Origin of the sequence: Lysobacter niastensis, assembly GCF_015453285.1 — a bacterium.
Lineage (GTDB): Bacteria > Pseudomonadota > Gammaproteobacteria > Xanthomonadales > Xanthomonadaceae > Lysobacter_J > Lysobacter_J niastensis.
This window is the reverse complement of sequence record NZ_JADLZT010000001.1, coordinates 33,588-52,596: the sequence shown is the minus strand read 5'-3', so window position 1 is coordinate 52,596 and position 19,009 is coordinate 33,588. Positions and strand designations below refer to the sequence as shown.

Annotated in this window: 17 protein-coding genes; 2 read left to right on the top strand and 15 right to left on the bottom strand. The window is 68.2% G+C overall.

What is annotated here, in order from left to right; translation table 11 throughout:
- Positions 1 to 63: 63 nt before the first annotated feature.
- The 11 genes from IU514_RS00240 to IU514_RS00190 all read right to left on the bottom strand — a co-directional run bounded on the left by IU514_RS00240 (position 64) and on the right by IU514_RS00190 (position 12,030).
- Positions 64 to 1,731, bottom strand: coding sequence for a BatD family protein (locus IU514_RS00240; protein WP_386760575.1), 1,668 nt, complete (start codon positions 1,729 to 1,731; stop codon positions 64 to 66).
- A 38-nt stretch (positions 1,732 to 1,769) separates the two neighbouring features.
- A complete protein-coding gene (locus IU514_RS00235) occupies positions 1,770 to 3,485 on the bottom strand; it encodes a VWA domain-containing protein (RefSeq protein WP_194929061.1) in 1,716 nt (571 codons plus the stop codon).
- Positions 3,482 to 4,501, bottom strand: coding sequence for a vWA domain-containing protein (locus tag IU514_RS00230; protein WP_228760381.1), 1,020 nt, complete (start codon positions 4,499 to 4,501; stop codon positions 3,482 to 3,484). The genes IU514_RS00235 and IU514_RS00230 overlap by 4 nt, the downstream gene beginning before the upstream one ends.
- Positions 4,498 to 4,974 carry a DUF4381 domain-containing protein gene (locus tag IU514_RS00225; protein ID WP_194929060.1) on the bottom strand — a complete coding sequence of 159 codons (477 nt, stop codon included), beginning with the start codon at positions 4,972 to 4,974 and terminating at the stop codon, positions 4,498 to 4,500. The genes IU514_RS00230 and IU514_RS00225 overlap by 4 nt, the downstream gene beginning before the upstream one ends.
- A gap of 7 nt (positions 4,975 to 4,981) precedes the next feature.
- Positions 4,982 to 5,914 (bottom strand): DUF58 domain-containing protein, encoded by a 933-nt coding sequence (locus IU514_RS00220; RefSeq protein WP_194929059.1) that lies wholly within the window; start codon positions 5,912 to 5,914, stop codon positions 4,982 to 4,984.
- 4 nt (positions 5,915 to 5,918) lie between these two features.
- A complete protein-coding gene (locus IU514_RS00215) occupies positions 5,919 to 6,929 on the bottom strand; it encodes an AAA family ATPase (RefSeq protein WP_194929058.1) in 1,011 nt (336 codons plus the stop codon).
- Positions 6,930 to 7,086: 157 nt separating this feature from the next.
- The gene (locus IU514_RS00210; protein ID WP_194929057.1) at positions 7,087 to 9,024 is read right to left on the bottom strand and encodes a type IV pilus secretin PilQ; all 1,938 of its coding nucleotides are present in this window, start codon (positions 9,022 to 9,024) and stop codon (positions 7,087 to 7,089) included.
- A 16-nt stretch (positions 9,025 to 9,040) separates the two neighbouring features.
- Complete coding sequence (locus IU514_RS00205; protein WP_194929056.1) at positions 9,041 to 9,595, bottom strand: pilus assembly protein PilP; 555 nt, start codon at positions 9,593 to 9,595, stop codon at positions 9,041 to 9,043.
- A gap of 1 nt (position 9,596) precedes the next feature.
- On the bottom strand, positions 9,597 to 10,271 hold the full coding sequence (locus tag IU514_RS00200; protein WP_194929055.1) for a type 4a pilus biogenesis protein PilO: 675 nt from the start codon (positions 10,269 to 10,271) through the stop codon (positions 9,597 to 9,599).
- A complete protein-coding gene (locus tag IU514_RS00195) occupies positions 10,268 to 10,972 on the bottom strand; it encodes a PilN domain-containing protein (protein ID WP_194929054.1) in 705 nt (234 codons plus the stop codon). Before IU514_RS00195 ends, IU514_RS00200 begins: the two co-directional genes overlap by 4 nt.
- Entirely contained in the window at positions 10,972 to 12,030 is a 1,059-nt protein-coding gene (locus IU514_RS00190; protein ID WP_194929053.1) for a pilus assembly protein PilM, read from the bottom strand. The genes IU514_RS00195 and IU514_RS00190 overlap by 1 nt, the downstream gene beginning before the upstream one ends.
- A gap of 239 nt (positions 12,031 to 12,269) precedes the next feature.
- Here IU514_RS00190 and IU514_RS00185 point away from each other — a divergent pair, with 239 nt between their 5' ends.
- Both IU514_RS00185 and IU514_RS00180 read left to right on the top strand, forming a co-directional pair.
- A complete protein-coding gene (locus tag IU514_RS00185; RefSeq protein ID WP_194929052.1) occupies positions 12,270 to 14,762 on the top strand; it encodes a penicillin-binding protein 1A in 2,493 nt (830 codons plus the stop codon).
- Between the two features lie 68 nt (positions 14,763 to 14,830).
- Positions 14,831 to 15,490 carry a hypothetical protein gene (locus IU514_RS00180; protein WP_194929051.1) on the top strand — a complete coding sequence of 220 codons (660 nt, stop codon included), beginning with the start codon at positions 14,831 to 14,833 and terminating at the stop codon, positions 15,488 to 15,490.
- Here the strand turns inward: IU514_RS00180 and IU514_RS00175 are convergent.
- The 4 genes from IU514_RS00175 to IU514_RS00160 form a co-directional block, all read right to left on the bottom strand.
- Positions 15,469 to 16,098, bottom strand: a complete 630-nt coding sequence (locus IU514_RS00175; RefSeq protein WP_194929050.1) for a hypothetical protein — start codon at positions 16,096 to 16,098, stop codon at positions 15,469 to 15,471. The two genes, IU514_RS00180 and IU514_RS00175, sit on opposite strands and share 22 nt — an antisense overlap.
- A 20-nt stretch (positions 16,099 to 16,118) precedes the next feature.
- Positions 16,119 to 17,423, bottom strand: coding sequence for a citrate synthase (locus IU514_RS00170; protein WP_194929049.1), 1,305 nt, complete (start codon positions 17,421 to 17,423; stop codon positions 16,119 to 16,121).
- A gap of 293 nt (positions 17,424 to 17,716) precedes the next feature.
- The gene (locus IU514_RS00165) at positions 17,717 to 17,962 is read right to left on the bottom strand and encodes a type B 50S ribosomal protein L31 (RefSeq protein WP_194929510.1); all 246 of its coding nucleotides are present in this window, start codon (positions 17,960 to 17,962) and stop codon (positions 17,717 to 17,719) included.
- A 94-nt stretch (positions 17,963 to 18,056) separates the two neighbouring features.
- The gene (locus tag IU514_RS00160; protein ID WP_194929048.1) at positions 18,057 to 18,989 is read right to left on the bottom strand and encodes a nucleoside hydrolase; all 933 of its coding nucleotides are present in this window, start codon (positions 18,987 to 18,989) and stop codon (positions 18,057 to 18,059) included.
- Positions 18,990 to 19,009: the final 20 nt, after the last annotated feature.

Below are 19,009 nucleotides of genomic sequence, written 5' to 3'. Positions count from 1 at the left end.
GTTCCCCTCGGCAATGCAGCCGGCGAGATTACCAGAGCCGGCGCCCCGGCCCGACGGCGGGCGTCAACCTTCCGGGTAGAGCGGCGGCAATGGCGAGGCCGGGGCCGGCGTGTCGGCCTTCCAGCGCGGTCCCTGGGCGAAGGCACTGCGCAGCAATCCGCGCGCAGCGGCGCCATCGCCGCCACCCCAGCGTGCCCGCTCCATCGCCTGCACCGCTTCGCGCTGGCGCGCATCGTCCAGGCGCGCCAGCAGTTCGTCGACGCCCCTGGCAGGCGGGTGCGCGAGCGCGCACAGCGTCTGGGCGACTTCGCCAAAGTCGGCATGGTCCAGCGCGCGCTTCAGGTCGGCGCGGGTGCGTCCGGGGGTTTTTCCGGCCTGGTCCGGAAGGTTGGGCGGCGCGGCGGCCGGCGCGTGGCGGTGAAGCCCCCAGACCAGGGTGAACAGCCACAGCGCTGCGAACAGCAATGCCGCAAGGACCCAGACGCGGTTGGCGCCCTGCACCGCCTGCCAGGGTGAATTATCCGGGCCGGCAGCAGGCGCCGGGGCAGTGGTCGCGGCAGGCGCCGCCATGCTGCTCTGCGTCGCGGCGCCGGGGGCGATGCTCCACGACAGCGGGGGCAAGCTGGCGGTGCGGACCGCGCCGGCGCCGACGTCCCACCAGGCCATGCGCATGCCGGCCAGCTGCGCGGCACCGGCACGCGCGGGCACCAGCGAGAAGCGACGCGTCAACTTCACGCGCGGCCGTCCGTCGACGAAGCGTTCGTCGGCCTGCACCGGTTCGGGGAACACCTGCACGCCGTCGATCGCGGGCAGTTGCAGTTCCGGCATCTGCGTGGCCGTGGCGCCGTCGGCGACCGCCTCGACCGTCAACGTGGCGGCGCTGCCTGCGCGCAACTCCTGCGGCGTGGACTGGTAGCGCAGTTGCAGATCGTGCAAGGGCAGCCAGGGCTGCGGTGCATTGGCCGGCGCCGGGCGCACCTGCAGGAAACGTGGCGGCGCGTTGGCGTGCAGCTCCGCGCCGCGGCTGCCAAACAGGTCATCGAAGAATCCGCCGGTGCCGCGCCCTTCGAATGTCGCACCGGGAATGGTCAGCGTGCCGCTGCGCTCCGGCACCAGCAGGAAGCGGCGCTCGACGACGCTGTAACGGCGCCCGGCAATGTCGCGCACGTATTGCGCGTCATCGCCGATGCGCTGCAGCGATGCGCCTTCCGGCGCGGCCTGGTCGAGCTGGCCGGATACCAGCGGCGCGGCCGAGTACAGGCGCACCACCCAGCCCACCGCCTGCTGCAGGTACGGCGACTCGTCGTCTGCCCCGCTCTCGATGAACACGTCATCGCCGGCACGCGCCGGCATGCGCGCACTCGACGCGGCGACCTGCAGCGTCAGCGACTGCGTGCGCTCGCCGCCGACGTCCAGCGGCGGAATCGTCAGCAGGCCGTCTCGTCGTGGCTGCAATGCCACGGCGTAGAGCGTGCGCGTGCGGCTGCGGCCATTGACCAGTTCGAACTCGCGCCGGCTGGTGTGGCCGGTCAGGAAGAAGTCGCGCTGCAGCGGCGCGTAATCCGGCGCGGATGAGTTCGCCGACGTCGTCTGGATGTTGAGGGTGACGGTCTCACCGGCACCGATGCTGTCCCGGTCGAGCCACGCCCGCGCCTGCGCCGATGCGTCCAGGCTGATCATCGACAGCATCAGCCATGCACCCACCAGCCACGCGCGCAGGTTCCACGACATTCGACGCATCGTGCCCATGCTCCCGATCATGTTCCTGATCATTCTCCCGGCGTGTCCTGCGATTGTCTGCGCTCATGTTCGAGCCGGAATTTCTCGCGCAGCAGGCTGCCCGGATCGTCCGGCACGCGGCGCAGCCACGCCTCGTTGGCGAGGCGGCGTTCGCGCTGCTGCGGCGTCTCATTGGCGGGCCGCGCCTGCTCGCGCTGCTGCCCGGGTTGCGCCTTGCCCTGCTCCAGCGCGCGGCGCATCCGCTCGCGCTGCGCGGCATCGGCGGCCTGCTGGCTCTGCGAATCGGCCGGCTTCGCACGCTCCTGTGCCTGTTCCTGGCGTGACTGCTGGGCTTGCGACGGATCCTGCTGGCTACTCTGTTGCTGCGGTTTCGGCTGCGCGCCCTGTCCCTGCGAAGGCTGGCTCTTCTGCTTGCCCCGCGATTGTTGCTGATCCTGGCCCGATCCGCCCTGCGGCGGCTTGCGCTTCATCGCCGCTTCCACGGCGCGCTTGTTGGCGATGGCATCGGCCATGCCTGGCTCGCGCTTCAATGCCTCGTCGTAGGCGCTGATCGCCTGCGGATACTCGCCGGACTTGGCGAGCGCATTGCCGCGGTTGTAGTGCGCATCGGCGCTGTCGGCAGCCTGGTATGCCTGCGCTGCCCCGGCGAAATCGCCCTGCCGGTAGGACCGCGCGCCCTGCTCCATGCGTGCATGCGCTTTCTGGTCGGCACGCTGCCACCATTCCACCGCGCGTGCCGGCTGCCACGGCACGATCGCGCACAGCAGCAACAACGCCGCCGCGCCCTGGCGGCGGAACGAGAGCAATGCCAGCAGCAACAGCGGCGGCAGCAGCCAATAGCCTTCATCGCGCCACGCGTGCCCTTTTGCTCCGCCCTTCGCATCGGCGTCGCCGAGACCCGGCTCGAGCACGCCCAGCGCACGCAGGTCGGCATCGTCCGGCGTCAGTGCCGAATAGCTACCGTTGCCGCTGCTGGCGAGTGAACGCAGCGACGATTCGTCGAGGCGGGCCATGGCGATGCTGCCGTCCATGCGCCGGTACGACGCCCCTTCGGCGCGGCCCAGGCCGATCACGGACACGCGGTAGCCGCCGCGCGACGCTTCGGCCGCCGCCGCACGCGCAGCGTCATCGGCCTGGTCGGTCATCAGCAGGATCTGTCCGCTGGAGAACCCCGCCTGCCGCAGCAGCTGCGACGACCACTCAATGGCGCGATCGACACGCTGGCCGTCGACCGGCATCACTTCCGGCGCGAGCGCGTCGAGGAACAACGCGACGTTGGCAGCATCGTCGGTCAGCGGCGCCACCGTGAAGGCATCCCCCGCGTAGGCCACCAGCCCAACCTGCCCGCCCTGCCGTTCGCGCAGCAACGTGGCGATCTTGGCGCGCGCCTGCGCGAGGCGCGAAGGCGGAAGGTCCGGCGCCAGGGCGGCACCCGACAGGTCCAGCACGATCACCAGCGGCGTGTGCGACTGCCACAGCGGTTGCTCGCTCTGCCGCCAGCTCGGCCCCGCGAGCGCGACGATCGCGAGCACGCCCGCCAACATTGCGATACCGGCGGCCATGCGGCTGCGCGTATCCGCTTTGGTTTCCAGCAGGTGCGGCAGCAGGTGCGGGTCGACCAGCGACTGCCAGACGCCGTCGCGACGACGGCGGCGGCGCCACCACCATGCGAGCAGCGGCAGCGCCAGCAGGGCCCAGAGCCATTGCGGACGCAACAGGTGCAGCGCGGCGAAGTCGATGCTCATGCGAGCCTCCGCCGCGGACGCGCGAAGGCGAGCAAAGCCAACGCGCAGGCCGCCGCCAACGGCCAGGGATAGCGCTCGATGCGGGGACGCAACGCCGGACCGGGATGGCGGATCGGTTCGAGGCGGTCAATCTCGGCATAGATGCCGGCGAGTTGCGCTGTGTCGCGTGCGCGGAAGAACCGGCCACCCGTCTGCTTGGCGATGTCGCGCAGCGCCCGCTCGTCGATCTCGTCTCCGCCGCCGGGCATCGGCAGGCGGAATCCGAACACCGACATCGATCCGTCGCCGCCGAAAGCCACGGTATGGATGCGCACGCCGGAATCGCGCGCCAGTTCGGTGGCCTTTTTCGGATCGAGCGAACCGGCGGTGTTGACGCCGTCGGTCAACAGGATCAGCACGCGCTGTTCGGCCGGCTGCGATTGCAGACGCTTCACCGCGAGCCCGATCGCATCGCCGATCGCGGTCTCCTGCCCGGCCAGGCCGATCACCGCATCGTGCAGCTGGTCGCGAACCGAAGTGAGGTCCCGCGTGAGCGGCGTCAACGCATAGGCGCGCCGGCCAAACACGATCAATCCGACGCGGTCGCCGCCGCGACGATCCAGGAAGTCGGCCAGCACGGCCTTGGCCGCCGTGAGCCGGTCGACCGGATGGTTGCCGAGTTCCATGTCGGGCTCGCTCATGCTGCCCGACAGGTCGAGCGCCAGCATCAGGTCGCGCCCTTCCTGCGGCGGCTCGATCGCCTCGCCCAGTTGCTGCGGCCGCGCGGCCGCCACGCACAACAGGATCCACGCCAGCCACGGCAGCAGGCCGATACCACCGGCCAGCACGGCACGTGCGCCGCCTTTGGCGACCGCGTCGAGGCGATGGCCGTACGGCACTTTCAATGCAGTGGAACCGCCGCGTAGCGGCGGCAGCAGCCAGCGCGCGAACAACGGCAACGGCAAGGCGAGCAACCACCACGGCCACGCGAACTGGTCCATCAGCGACTGCAGCGACGCCATGATGGAATCGATCATGCCGCGCCCATCCATTGCAGGAAGCGCCGGCGCGCCAGCACGCGCAATGCGTTGGCCTCGGCGGCGTCTACGTCGCGGCGGTAGCCTCCATCCAGCAGCAGGCGCCCGGCTCCCTGCACGAACACCGGCGCCGGCATGTTGCGCCGGCGCTTTGCGCGGTCTACAGGCGCATCCAGGAACTCGAGCCAGGCTTCTCCCTGCAGTCGATCCGCCGACGCATCGCGCTTACGCGCAGCGCGGCGCAGCATTTCCGACATGGCGGCGACCTGGCCCGCCGGCGTTTCCGCGGCGTCGACGGCCCGGTCGAACAGCGCCGCGATCTCGCGGCGCCGGCGATCGCGCCTGCCGCGCCACCACCACCACGCCACGGCGAGGGTAAGGAGCGCGATGACGAGCAGCCACCAGCCTGGCGCGGGCGGCCACCACGACGGCGCGGGCGGCTGATGGATGTCGCGAAGCACGATGCCGGTCATCGCGCCCTCACGCCACCAGCGGCCGTGAACGACCCAGCAGCGGCAACCACGATTCGCTGTCGTCGCTGCTGGACAACACCTGCACACGCACGCCGCGGGCCGGCAACCGTTGCAGCGCCTCTTCGATAGGCGCGGAGAACTCCTCGCGCCAGCGCTGTCGCGGCGTCGGCGCAGCCAGGTCCACCTCGACGCGATGGCCGCCGCTGGAGAACGGCAGCATCGCTTTCGGCGGGCGCATTTCGAGCGGATCGCTGAGCAGCAGCACGATCACCTCGTGGTGCTGCGCAAGACCGGGCCAGCGTTGTGGCGGCACCGCCGCGATGCTGCGTGGATCGGCCAGCAGGACCAGACGGGATCCCGGCCGCAGCAGGCGCGCGGCATGGTCGAGCGCGACCTCCAGCCCGGCGTCGTCGGCCGGTGGCTGCGCGTACCAGCGCACCAGGGCATCGAGCACGCGCAGCGCGCCGCGTGCGCCGCCAGCGGGCGTCACCGGCGCCTCGCGCAGGCTCCCGCGCAGCGCCGCGATCCGGTCGCCATCGCGCACGGCCGCCCAGGCCGCCACGGCACCCGCGCGCGCCGCCTGCACCGACTTGAAGCGCACGCGCGTTCCGAAGTAGAGCGATGCCGCGGTATCGGCGACGATCAGGCTCAGCCGCTCGCGTTCCGCCTGGAACAACTTGGTGTGGGCACGCCCGGTGCGCGCGGTCAGGCGCCAGTCGATGTGGCGTGCGTCATCACCGATGGAGTACTCGCGCGACTCGGCGTATTCCATGCCCCTGCCCCGCAACGGCGACAGCGCATGCCCGCTCACGCCGAAGCGGCCCTTCGGCGCATGGCGCCGTCCGCCTGCCGCCGCGCGCAGCGCAACGAGTTCGGACAGGCGCGGGACGATGCCGTCGCCCTCCGGGCCAGGAGTGGAGTGAGAGAGCTGCATCGTCATCGACTCAGGGCAGCGGCACCCGTTGCAGCAATTCGCGCACAAGACGCTCGCCGTCCCAGCCTTCGGCGGTCGCCTCGTAGCTGGGAAGGATGCGATGCCTGAGCACATCCGGCGCCACCGCGCGCACGTCGTCCGGGGTGACGAAGTCGCGTCCAGCCAGCCACGCGTGCGCACGCGCACAGCGCTCCAGCGCGATCGATCCACGCGGACTCGCACCCCAGGCGATGCGCCGCGCCAGCGCGGCGTCGTAACGGGCAGCATCGCGGGAGGCCAGCACCAGCTCCACCAGATAGCGTTCCACCGGTGGCGCCAGGTGCAGGTCGAGCACGGCCTCGCGCGCGGCGAACACATCGGCGAGCGGCATGCGTTCCACGGGAACGGACGATGCCTGCATCGCCTCGCGCGCATGCGAGCGCGCCAGGCGCAGGATCTCGGCCTCGGCCGCCGCCTCGGGATAGCCGATGCACACGTACATCAGGAATCGATCCAGCTGCGCCTCCGGCAGCGGGAAAGTGCCCTCCTGCTCGATCGGATTCTGCGTCGCCATGACCAGGAACAGCCGCGGCAGGGCATACGTGGCGCGCCCCACGGTGACCTGGCGCTCGCCCATCGCTTCGAGCAGTGCGGACTGCACCTTGGCCGGGGCGCGATTGATCTCGTCGGCCAGCAGGATCGGATGGAATACCGGCCCCGCCTGGAACTCGAAGCGCCCCTCCTGCGGCCGCCATACCTCGGTGCCGGTCAGGTCCGCCGGCAGCAGGTCCGGGGTGAACTGGATACGCGCGAAGTCGGCTTCCAGGCGCGCCGCCAGCGCGCGGATCGCGCTGGTCTTGGCGAGGCCGGGCGCCCCTTCGACCAGCAGGTGTCCGTCCGCCAGCAGCGCTATCAGCAGGCGCTCGATCAATGCCGCCTGGCCGACGATCTCGGTCGCCAGTGCATCCCGCAGGGCGCGGAATGCGTCGTGCAGCCGGGCGGTCTCGCTGCGCGGTCGCAGGTCGGTGGGCATGAGGTCCATCGCGCTCTCGGAAGGCAGTTACCAGGGTCGATTTTGACCCAAGCCTGCGTGCAAGGTTCATCACTTCCTGTCCGCGTTCAGCCCCCGTCGCGTCGACGAAGCCCAAAAAGCAGAAAGGGCCCGAAGGCCCTTTCCGTGTCCATCCGTGCCGCAGCGGTCAGCGCTGGGTGACCTGGAGCACCTTCGGCGTCACGAAGATCAGCAGCTCCGCCTTCTCGCGGTTGCGGCCCTTCTTCTTGAACAGGTTGCCCAGGAACGGGACATCGCCGAGGAACGGAACCTTGGTGATGTCGCTGCGGTCGCGGAACTCGTAGACACCGCCGATCACGACCGTCTGGCCGTCCTCGACCAGCACCGCGGTGTTGACTTCGCGCTTGCTGATCTGCGGAACCTGGCCGATCGAGGTGTCGACGAAGCCTTCGACTTCATCCTTCTTGACGGCCATGTTGAGGAAGACGCGGCCGTCGTTGGTGATCGTCGGCGTGACCTTCATCTGCAGCAGCACGTCCTTGAACTGCACGTTCGGGATCGGGATGTCGTTGCCACCCTGCTGCGGCGAGATCGTCACGTAGCCGACTTCCTGGCCCTGGCTGATGATGGCTTCGCGCTGGTTGCTGGTGACGACGCGCGGGTTGGAGATGACCTCGCCGCGGCCTTCCTGTTGCATGGCCGACAGCTCGACGTCGAGCAGATAGCCGGCATTGAGGATCGACAGCGCGACCGCACCGGCCGGCGTGGTGACCGGCAGGTTGGTCATCAGGCCCTGCGTGATCGTGCCCAGACCGCGCGGATTGGTCGGGCTGACGTTGTTGCCACGGTCGATGGCGTTGGCCGACGAAGCGTCGGTGCTGCCGCCGAAGCCGACCGAGCTGCGGTCACCCGGCGTGCCGCTGGCACCGCTGATGCCGAACTTGGCGCCGAGCTCGCGCGAGAACGTCTCCGTGGCGATGACCACGCGCGCCTCGATGACGACCTGATCGACCGGGCGGTCGATGACCCGGATCAGCTCCTTCATCTGGGCGATCTTCTTCGGGATGTCGCTGACCATCAGCGTGTTAGTGCGCTCGTCGGCGACCAGACGACCGCGCGGCGACAAGAAGCCGCTGTCCTGGTTGGAGCCGCCAGCGCCAGCGCCACCGCCGCCGACGCCCTTGGCCTCGGTCAGCGCTTTGAAGATCTGCGCGGCATTGTGGTAGTTGATCTGGATGTACTCGGTGACCAGGTCGACGCGGTTGTCGAGCGCGATGCGCGCGTCTTCCCTGTCCTGCTCGTACTTGGCGATCTCGGACTGGGGCGCGACCCATACCACGTTGCCGCTGCGACGCTTGTCCAGGCCCTTGGCCTGCAGCACGAGGTCGAGCGCCTGGTCCCACGGCACGTTGACCAGGCGCAGGGTGACGTTGCCCTGTACCGTGTCGGCCGCGACGACATTCAGACCCGACTCTTCGGCGATCAGCTGCAGTACCGTCCGGACCGGCACGTCCTGGAAGTTGAACGTCACCGGTCGGCCGCTGTAGGCGCGGGTTGAAGCACCCGAGGTAGTCGCACCCATCGCCTGGCCCGTGCCCTTGCCACGCGACGCGGTCGCAGTGGAAGCGCGCGGGACGATCTCGACGATGTACTCGCGACCCGTCTGGTAGGCCATCGATTCGTAGTTGCCGCTGGTGTTCAGCACCAGCTGCGCACCCTCACCGGCAGGCCGCGCATCGATGCGCTGCACCGGCGTGGCGAAGTCGCTGACGTTGATCGGCTTCTGCAGGTTCGCCGGCAGCTTGGCGTTGCCGACGTTGATGGTGACGGTCGAACCGGTGCTGCGCAGGTCCGGCGCGGCACCGTCGCCATCGAAGCGCAGGATCAGGCGGCCTGCGCCGCCGTCCCCGCGCTTGAAGTCGATGTTTGATACCGCGATGGTGCCCGGCAACTGCTTGGCCGGGTCGCGGCTCGGCATCGGTGCGACGCTGGTCGGCGTCGCCGTGCTCTGCGGAGCCGCATGGACCGCACCGAAGGCGGCGATCGCGCCTACCAGCAGGCCGACCCCGCTATGCAGCATGGGGCGCCGGACAGGCCGCGAGCGTTTGGCGTTGACTACGGTCATCGTGACTCTCCCCCAATCATTGATCTTCCAACGCGACCGTGGCTGGACGCTCCAGCCAACCACCCGCGCCATCCGGCACAAGTTCCACCAGCTCGATTCGATCTTCGAAGACGGCGGTCACACGACCGTCGCTTTGCCCCATGTACGAACCGGGCCGCACGCGATACGTCACCTTGTCAGGCGCCATGACCAGCGCGATGACGCCACCGCCACGGCCGAGCGTGCCGACCATGTCGAGGCTGTCGAGCGGGAACTGCTCGAGTGTTTCCTTGCGACGATCCGCATCCGGCCGCGGACCATTGCCGTTGCCTTCGTCGGTGAAGGCACTGCTGAAGGGGTCGCGCAGCGCCTGCGCTGCGTACTCGAAGGTTTCGAACTGCTGCATCACCGGCAGCGGATCCAGCGGCGGTGCCGGACGCGCCTTGACTTCGGCGACCCACTTCTCGAGGTTCGGTGCTTCGCCAGGCGTGCTGGTGATACCGCGCGAGCAGCCGGCCAGTCCAAGCGCGAGCAGCAGGGCGAGGCCCAGCGAACCGGGACGCAGTCCGGTGCGGACGTCATTCACGCGCATCTCAGGTTCCCCCCTGGCCGCCCTTGGCGGTACCGGCCGTCTTCTGCTGATCGGCCACTTCCTCTTCGTCGAGATAACGATAGGTCTTGACCGTGCCGGCCAGCTCCAGTGGGCTGTTCGGCGTGATCACCGCATCCTTGTTCCTCGAACGCGGCTGCAGCGAGATGTCGTGCATGGTCATGATCACCACGCGCGGCAGTGAAGCCACGCCGCTGACGAAGCCGCCGAACTGGTGGTACGTGCCCACCATGCGCAGCGCGATCGGCTTCTCGGCGTAGAACTCCTTCGGCACTTCCGGGCCTGGCTGGAACAGCTCGTTGGTGATGCCGGTGGCCAGCGCCGTCTGCGAGATGTCCACGATCAGGTCGGGCATCTCGGTCTTGCTTGGCAACTGGCGCAGCATCTGCTGCAACTGCTGCTCCATCTGTGCGAGCTGCTGCTTGAGCGGCTCCAGGTTGGCGGCACGGCCCTGCTTGGTTTCGAACTCGCTGCGCAGATCGGCTTCCTGGCGTTCCAGGCCGGCCAGTTCCTCGCGCTGGTCGCGCACGAACAGCCACCATGCCAGGCCGACGATCAGCAGGCCGACAAGCACGCAGAAGACGATCTTGGCCTGCTGCGGCCAGCCGCCGATGTTGTTGAAGTCGAGGTCTTTCAGGCTGACTTTCTTCTGGCTCACGACGCAGCTCCTCCGTTGGCCGGTGCCGCGGCGGGCGTGGTGGCCGGCTGCGATGCCGGTGCCGCGGGAGCGGCGGTCGGCGCCACGGCGGCGGGCGTGTTCGCGGGCGGAGCGGCCGGCGCATCAGGCTTGCCGTCGCCGTCCTCGTCCTTCGGCGCGTTCGGGTTGGCGAGCTTGACCTGCAGGCTGAACTCGTACGGCAGGCCCTTGTCGTTGCCCTTGGCCTCGATGATCGACAGGTCCGGATTGGTCATCCAGCCCGAGCCCTCGAGGTTGCGCAGGTAGGTACTGACGCGGGCATTCGATTGCGCGCGTCCCTGCAGCGTCAGGGTCTGCTCGTCCTGCTTGATCGAGGTCAGCACGGCGCCGTCGGGAATCGTGCGCACCAGCGAATCGAACAGGTGGACCATCTGCGAGCGGTTGGCCTGCAGTTGCTCGATCACTTCCTTGCGCGCCAGGAGCTTGGATTTCTTCTTGTCCAGCTCCTCGATTTCCTTGATCTGCGTGTCGACCTCGGTGATGCGGTCGCGCAGGTAGGTATTGCGCTCGTTCTGGCCGCTGATCTGGCCCTTGTAGAAACTGACGATCAGGAAGGCCAGCAGCACGGCGCCCAGCGCCGAGCCGGCCAGCATCACCCCGAATTCTTTCTGACGCTGTTTGCGCCGTTCCTCACGCCACGGTAGGAGATTGATCCGTGCCATCAGTCGAAGCTCCTCAGGGCGAGGCCGCAGGCGATCATCAGGGCCGGCGCGTCCTGCGCAAGCGCGTGGGCCTGGACACGGGGACCGAGCGTCATGTGGGCAAGCGGGTTGGCGATGATGGTCGGCACGCCGAGCTGCTCCTCGACCATCTGGGCGATGCCCTGGATCGCGGCGCAGCCGCCGGCGATCACGATCTGGTCGACGCGGTTGAACTCGCTGCCGGCGTAGAAGAACTGCAGCAGTCGGCTGACCTGCTGGACCATCGCCTCCTTGAACGGCTCCAGCACCTCCGCGTCGTAGCTTTCCGGCAGGCCGCCCTGGCGCTTGGCCAGACCGGCTTCCTCGTAGCTGAGGCCGTAGCGGCGCATCACTTCGTCAGTGAGCTGCTTGCCGCCGAAGACCTGTTCCCGGCTGTAGAGGCTGCGTCCGTTGCGCAGCACGTTGAGCGTGGTCATCGTGGCGCCGGAGTCGATCAGCGCGATGATCCCGTCCCGCGGGCTGCTCAGGTTGTCGGCGATCAGCGCGAAGGCGTTTTCGATCGCGAAGGCTTCGACGTCCATCACCTTGGGCGTCAGGCCGCCGATCTCCAGCGCTGAGGCGCGGACCTCGACGTTCTCCGAGCGCGATGCGGCCAGCAGCACCTGCACCATGTCCGGATTGCCTGGCGTCGGCCCGAGCACCTCGAAGTCGAGGTTCACTTCCTCGATCGGGTACGGGACGTAGTTGACGGCCTCCAGCTCGACCTCGCTCTCGAGGTCGACCCCATCGAGGTCGGACGGCATCGAGATCAGCTTGGTGATGACCGCCGAGCCCGCGACCGCGGCCGCCGCGAAGCGGGCACGCGTTCCGGACCGGGCGACGGCGCGTTTGATCGCCTCACCGACAGCTTCGACCTCGACAATGTTCTTTTCGACCACCGCGTTAGGCGGCAGCGGTTCGACCGCGTAATGCTCGACGCGGTAGCGGTTGCCGGCCTTGGAGAGCTGCAACAGCTTGACCGCAGTGGAGCTGATATCCACGCCAACCAGTGCCGGCTGGCCTTTTGTGACGATCCCCACGATTTTCTCCCCTTGCCACAAGTGCTTACGAGCACTTTATGTGGCCCCGCCTTAAATAACGGACTTTGCGCAGACTGGCAACCACTTCTTTCAAGTAGCGCCAACAGAACCCCATTTCACCGCGAAAACGGGTTGCGGCCCCATAACCGGACGCCGCACCCGTGACCGTATCCCCAAGCCCCCGACTTCCGCTCCTCTATACTCCACGGCCACGACACCCGCAATCGGAAATCCGCTTGATGCCCCGTCTTGGCCGTTTGTTGCGCTGGGCGCTCCTCGCGTTCGCCGGCGTCTTCCTGATTGGCATGGTCGCCCTGGGCGTCCTGTACTACCTGGTGGCCCCCAAGCTTCCCGATGTCGAGACGCTCCGCAGCGTCGAGATGCAGGAGCCTATGTACGTCTATGCGCGTGACGGCCGCCTGATGGGGCTGTTCGGCGAGACCCGCCGCTACCCGATCGCCATCGAAACCGTCCCGGACCGGCTCAAGAAGGCCTTCATCGCGATCGAGGACGCCCGCTTCTACCAGCACCACGGCGTCGACCTCAAAGGCATCGGCCGCGCGGTCTGGCTGCTGGCCACCACCGACAACAAGCGGGTCCCGGGCGGCTCGACGATCACCCAGCAGGTCGCCCGCCAGTTCTTCCTGAGCTCCGAGTACAGCTACACCCGCAAGCTCGCCGAGATGCTGCTGGCCATGCGCATGGAGCGCGAGCTGAGCAAGGACGAGATCTTCGAGCTCTATCTGAACAAGAGTTTCTTCGGCAACCGCGCCTACGGCGTGGCGGCGGCGGCCGAGTTCTACTACGGCAAGAAGCTGGACCAGCTGAGCCTGGACGAGATGGCCTCGCTGGCGGGTATCCCCAAGTTCCCCTCCAGCGGCAACCCGTTGAGCAATCCCGAGCGTGCCAAGCAGCGCCGCGACTACATCCTCGACCGCATGGCCGAGCTGCGCTTCGTCAGCCCGGCGGAGGCCGCCCAGGCCAAGGCGGTGGCGATGCACGCCACCCCGCACGAGCGGCCGGTCGAGGTGTACGCGCCTTACGTCGCCGAGATGGTCCGCCAGGAAATGGTCGCCCGCTTCGGCAACGAAGCCCTGACCAAGGGCTACCACGTCACCACCACTATCGACCCGGCGCTCCAGACCGCGGCCGACCAAGCCATCCGCGACGGCCTGGCCGTGTACGACCGCCGCCATGGCTGGCATGGCGTCGAGAAGCACTTCGAACTGGACGCCGGGGACGATGCCGGTACCGCCCGCACCCGCCTGGCCAACATCCCGCCGCAGGCTGGGCTGATGCCCGCCGTGGTGCTCGGCGTCAGCGGCTCGCAGGTGCGGCTGGCGCTGGGCGACGGCACGGAGATCGAACTGGGCGCGGACCAGGGCTGGAACGGCAACGCCCCTGCCAAGCTGGTGAAGCGCGGCGACCTGGTGCGCGTGCAGCGCGTGGCCGCCGCCGCGACTGCGGGCCAGCCGCCCGTTGCGGCCGGCTACAAGCTCGAACAGCTGCCGCGCGCGCAATCGGCACTGGTGTCGCTGGATGCCAACACGGGTGCACTGCGTGCCCTGTCCGGCGGCTACAGCTTCGCCGGCAACAAGTTCAACCGCGCCACGCAGGCTCGCCGCCAGCCGGGTTCGAGCTTCAAGCCGTTCGTCTACGCGGCCGCCTTCGAACGCGGCTACAACCCGGCTTCGATCGTGCTGGACGCGCCCGTGGTCTTCAAGGATCGCCGCGGCCACTTGTGGCGTCCGCAGAACGACACGGGCAACTTCGCCGGCCCGATGCGCCTGCGCGAGGCGATGGTGCAGTCGCGCAACCTGGTGTCGGTGCGCCTGCTCGATGCCATCGGCGTCGACTTCGCGCGCAAGTACATCAGCCAGTTCGGCTTCGAGCAGGAACAGCTGCCGCCGAACCTGTCGATGTCGCTCGGCACCGCATCGCTGACGCCGCTGGCGGTCGCGCGCGGCTATGCCGTGTTCGCCAATGGCGGCTTCCGCGTCACGCCCTGGTTCATCGATGAGGTGAAGGACCGCGACGGCGCCGTCGTGTTCAAGGAAAAGCCGGCCGTGGCCTGCCGCGAATGCGCGCCGCGCGCCAACGGCACCGTGGCGACGCCGGCCTCGAGCGTGGTCGACGGCTTCGACCTCGGCCCCGCCGGTGGCACCACCGCGCCTGCCGTCGAGAAGAGCGAGGACAAGTCCCGGCCGAACACCGTGCCGCCGGCCAACATCGCCGACATGCTGCTGGCGCCGCGCGCAATCGACGACCGCACCGCCTACCAGATCGTCTCGATGCTCCGCGACGTCGTGCTGCGCGGCACCGGCACCGCGGCCAAGGTGCTCGGCCGCGAGGACGTCGGCGGCAAGACCGGTTCGACCAACGACCACCGCGATGCGTGGTTCTCCGGCTTCGGCGGCCCTCTCGCCACCACCGTGTGGGTGGGACGCGATGGATTCGAGTCGCTGGGCTATCGCGAATACGGCGGCAAGGCCGCGCTCCCGATCTGGATCGACTACATGCGCGTGGCGCTGAAGGACCAACCGATCGCCGCCAACGATCCGCCGCAGGGCATGGTCAAGGTCGCCGTCGGCGCCAACGGCGCATTGGTGCCGTCGGATACGGGCGGGATCCTCGAATGGGTCAAGCACGAGGATCTTGAACGGATGCAGGCGTACGTCGACTACGGGCCGGAAGAAACCACGCCGGCAGAAGAATCGTTTGATATCTTCTGAGTGCCGGTCCTCCGTGGCCGGCCGCGGCGAGCGCCCTCGCCCTTGTCGTGCCAGCCGCGGAGGTCGTCATGCCCCACGCCAGACAGCACGCCCACCTGCACCAGCAGACACGAACACGCGAGCGCCGTCACCAGCTCGCGCATGAAGCCGCGCGCCTGATGGCCGAAGGCGGCATCCGCGATTACCACCAGGCCAAGCTGAAAGCAGCCGAGCGGCTCGGCATTTTCGACGACGCCTCGCTGCCGCGTAACCGCGAGATCGAGGACGCACTGCGCGAGTACCAGCGCCTGTTCCAGCGCGACAACGTCGTCGCCGTGCGCGCGCGCCGCGAAGCGGCATTGCGCGCATTGGAATTCTTCCGCGCCTTCGAGCCGCGCCTAGTCGGTCCGGTACTGGAAGGCACCGCCGACGGCCGCAGCCCGGTCACCCTGCACCTGTACAGCGACGACCCGGACGCGGCCCCGCGATTCCTCGACCAGCACGGGATTCCAGCCGAAGCCCGCAGCCGGCGCCTGCGCCTGGACCGCGAGCGCATCGGTGACTTCCCGGTGTGGGTGTTCAGCGCCGAGGACATCGCCTTCGACATCACCGTGCTGCCGCTCGACGTGCTGCGCCAGGCACCATTGTCGAGCCTGGAGGAGAAGCCAATGCGCCGCGCCTCGGCGAGTCAGTTGCGGCAGTTGCTCGCCGACGACGAGATCGAGGGCTACGAGCGCGGCGACGGCTGACGTTCGAGCACACGACGCGGCCGCGCCGGCGCCAGCCCGAACACATTGAGCTCGATCGCGACGAACGCGACGAGCCACAGCAGCGCATCCCAGGCGTCCAGCCAGGCCGCGCGCATGCTGGCACTGTCGGCATCCGCGCCGCCCACGCCCATGGCGGCCCAGGTCAGCATGAAGCCGATCAGCGCCAGGTACAGCAGCGCGGCGACCGCGCGCCGCAGGCGATGCCAGCCGGCCGCCTCTTGCGGCAGGCGAACTTCCAGCTCGAGCAATGCGATCACGCCGAGCCAGACCATTTCGTTGGCGAAGTCGAGCCAGACCTGTTCGAGCGCATAGCCCACGCAGGCGGCGACCACTGCCAGTGCCGCCACCGCGCGCACCGCATGCAATGCCGGACGCCAGCGCGACGGCAACGTCCAGCCGCCGGTCTCCCATTCGAACAGCAGCAGCAGGACAAACCACGCCGCCGTGTCCAGGAACTCGGTGGCACGGCCGAACCGCGCGTAGAGCACGACGTCGCACGCCAGCAGCGCGTAAACCAGCCACCTGAAAACGACGAAGCCGCGGTGTGACCGCGGCTTCGTTGCCGGTTGTGCGCGAGTGCCGGCCATGCGGAACCGCGCCTTGCGGATCAGCGCTTGTCGATGCCGGCGTAGTCGCGCTGAGCCGAGCCGGTGTAGATCTGGCGCGGACGGCCGATGCGGGCTTCCGGATCGTTCTGCTGTTCCAGCCAGTGCGAGACCCAGCCGGCGGTGCGGGCGATGGCGAACATGACGGTGAACATCTCCACCGGAATGCCCAGCGCCTTGTAGATGATGCCGGAGTAGAAGTCGACGTTCGGGTACAGCTTGCGCTGCACGAAGTAGTCGTCCTTCAGCGCGGCCTCTTCCAGGCGCATCGCCACATCCAGCAGCGGATCGTTGATGCCGAGTTCGCCGAGGACCTTGTGGGTCATCTCGCGGATGATCTTGGCGCGCGGATCGAAGTTCTTGTAGACGCGGTGACCGAAGCCCATCAGGCGGAAGCCCGATTCCTTGTCCTTGGCCTTGGCGATCGCCGAACCGACGTTCTCGGGGCGGCCGATCTCTTCCAGCATCTTCAGCACCGCCTCGTTGGCGCCGCCGTGCGCCGGTCCCCACAGCGCCGCGACGCCGGCGGCGACGCTGACGTAAGGGTTGGCACCGGTGGAACCGACCAGGCGCACGGTCGAGGTCGACGCGTTCTGCTCGTGGTCGGCGTGCAGGATGAACAGCAGGTCCATCGCCTTGGCGGCGACCGGGCTGAGCTCCAGCGGCTCGCTCGGCACTTCCTTCAGCATGTGCAGGAAGCGCGTGGTGTACTCGAGGTTGTTGCGCGGATAGCGGATCGGCCAGCCGATCGAATAGCGGTAGCAGGCGGCGGCGATCGTCGGGACCTTGGCGATCAGGCGGATCGCGGCCAGGCGGCGCTGCTCCGGATCTTCGAGGTCGAGATCGTTGTGGTAGAAGCTCGCCAGCGAACCGAGCATGCCGGTGAGCATGGCCATCGGATGCGCATCGTGGCGGAAGCCGTAGAGGAACGTACGGAACGCCTCGTGCATCATCGTGTGATGCGTGACCTCGTGCTCGAACGCGGAGAACTCCTCCTTGTTCGGCAGTTCGCCATTCATCAGCAGGTAGGCGACCTCGAGGAAGCTCGACTTCTCGGCCAACTGCTCGATCGGGTAGCCGCGGTACAGCAGCACGCCGGCGTCGCCGTCGATGTAGGTGATCGCGGACTTGCAGCTCGCGGTGGCGCCAAAACCCGGGTCGTAGGTGAAGCAGCCGGTTTCCTTCGGCAGCTTGGCGATGTCGATGCACGGGGCGCCGAGCACCGGGTGCTGGACCGGCAGGGTGACGTTCTTGTCGCCGGCGGTCAGGGTGACCTGGTCGAGACCGGCCTTGTTGGAATCGGACACAAAACACTCCTCGGGTCTGCATGCCGCAGGGACGGCCGCGGCACGAAGTGGGGAAAACAGGGTCGCGGAGGCCGCGAACACTGAATTATCGCACAACACCCTGGAGCCGAGGCTCGGACTTTGGTCTGTGCGCCGTGCCGGTGCCGCACCGGACCGTTGCACGAACGTGACGGCGGCGCCGACCGCCAGACACGGTAAAACCGGTCCATTGCGGCGACCGGCCCACAAACGCAAACGGCCGCCCCGGAGGGCAGCCGTCATACGCGACCTTTCGGTCGGACGTCAGGTGCAGATTACTTCTGCGCGTAACGCTTGCGGAACTTGTCCACGCGACCGCTGGTGTCGACGATCTTGTGCTTGCCCGTGTAGAACGGGTGCGACGCCGAGCTGATGTCGACTTTGATCAACGGGTATTCGTTACCGTCTTCCCACTTGATCTTCTCCTTGCTGCCAAGGGTCGAGCGGGTCAGGAACGAGAAATCCGTGGTGACGTCCTGGAAGACGACTTCGCGGTAGTCGGGATGGATGCCGGCCTTCATGGCACTCACCAATTCATTCGGGGAAAGCGCGGCAGTATACAGGCCTCCATCCGCCTCAGGCAACCCCAAACCTCAAAGGATTTCCGGGGGCGACTCAACCGGCCGCCAGGGCGGCCTCGATCAGGCGCTCGAAGCGAGCCTGATCGTAGCGTTGCAGGATCATCACGTGGTCCGGGCGGCCAGAATGACGCTGCCAGTCGACGACCGTAGCGCCGCGGCCGTGATGGCCCGCCAATTCGACCGCCAGCGGCCGCGCCACCTGCTCCAGCGCTCCTTCCGGCTCGAGCGCGTACGCCATCGCCAGGCCATCGGCGGAATGCCAGTGATCGCCCCGGCGGTCTTCGGACCATTCGCGGGTCTTCTTCGAGATGCGCTCGTAGAAGCGCGCGCGCGGCGAATCCGCCTGCAGCCAGCCGACCACCTTCTGGTGCAGCAGCCCGTGCGCGAGCGTCGCTTCCCAATCGGCCAGTTCGATCTGTGCGAAGGCGGTGAAAACGATATGCGCGGCTTCGGGGTCGAAGTAGATGTTGAACTCCGCCGCCGGCGTGATGTTGCCGTGCGCCGTCACCGCGCCGCCCATCACCACGAACCGGGCCACGCGTTCCGGCAGCGTGGGGTCGAGCTTCAGCGCGAGTGCGATGTTGGTCAGCGGACCGAGTGCCACGAGCATCAGGCGGCCGGCATGTTCGTGCGACAAGCGCAGGATTGCCTGTGCGGCATGCTCCGCTTCGGCCTGGCGCTTCGCCGGCTCGTAGCCGACATCGCCGAAACCGTCCTGGCCATGCACATACCCGGCATCGGGCGCCGGGTGTAGCAGCGGGCCCGAGCAGCCGGCGAAAACCGGCACGTCGACGTTACATACCTCGCACAGCTTCAATGCATTGGCGACGGTATGGCGCAGTCCGACATTGCCGGCGGCAATGGTCAGGCCTACGACCTCGTGGCGCGTATCGTTGAACGCCATCAGCAGCGCCAGCGCGTCGTCGACGCCCGGGTCGGTATCGATCAGGAGGGGGATTCTGGTCATCGGTCGATTATGGCCGCTCG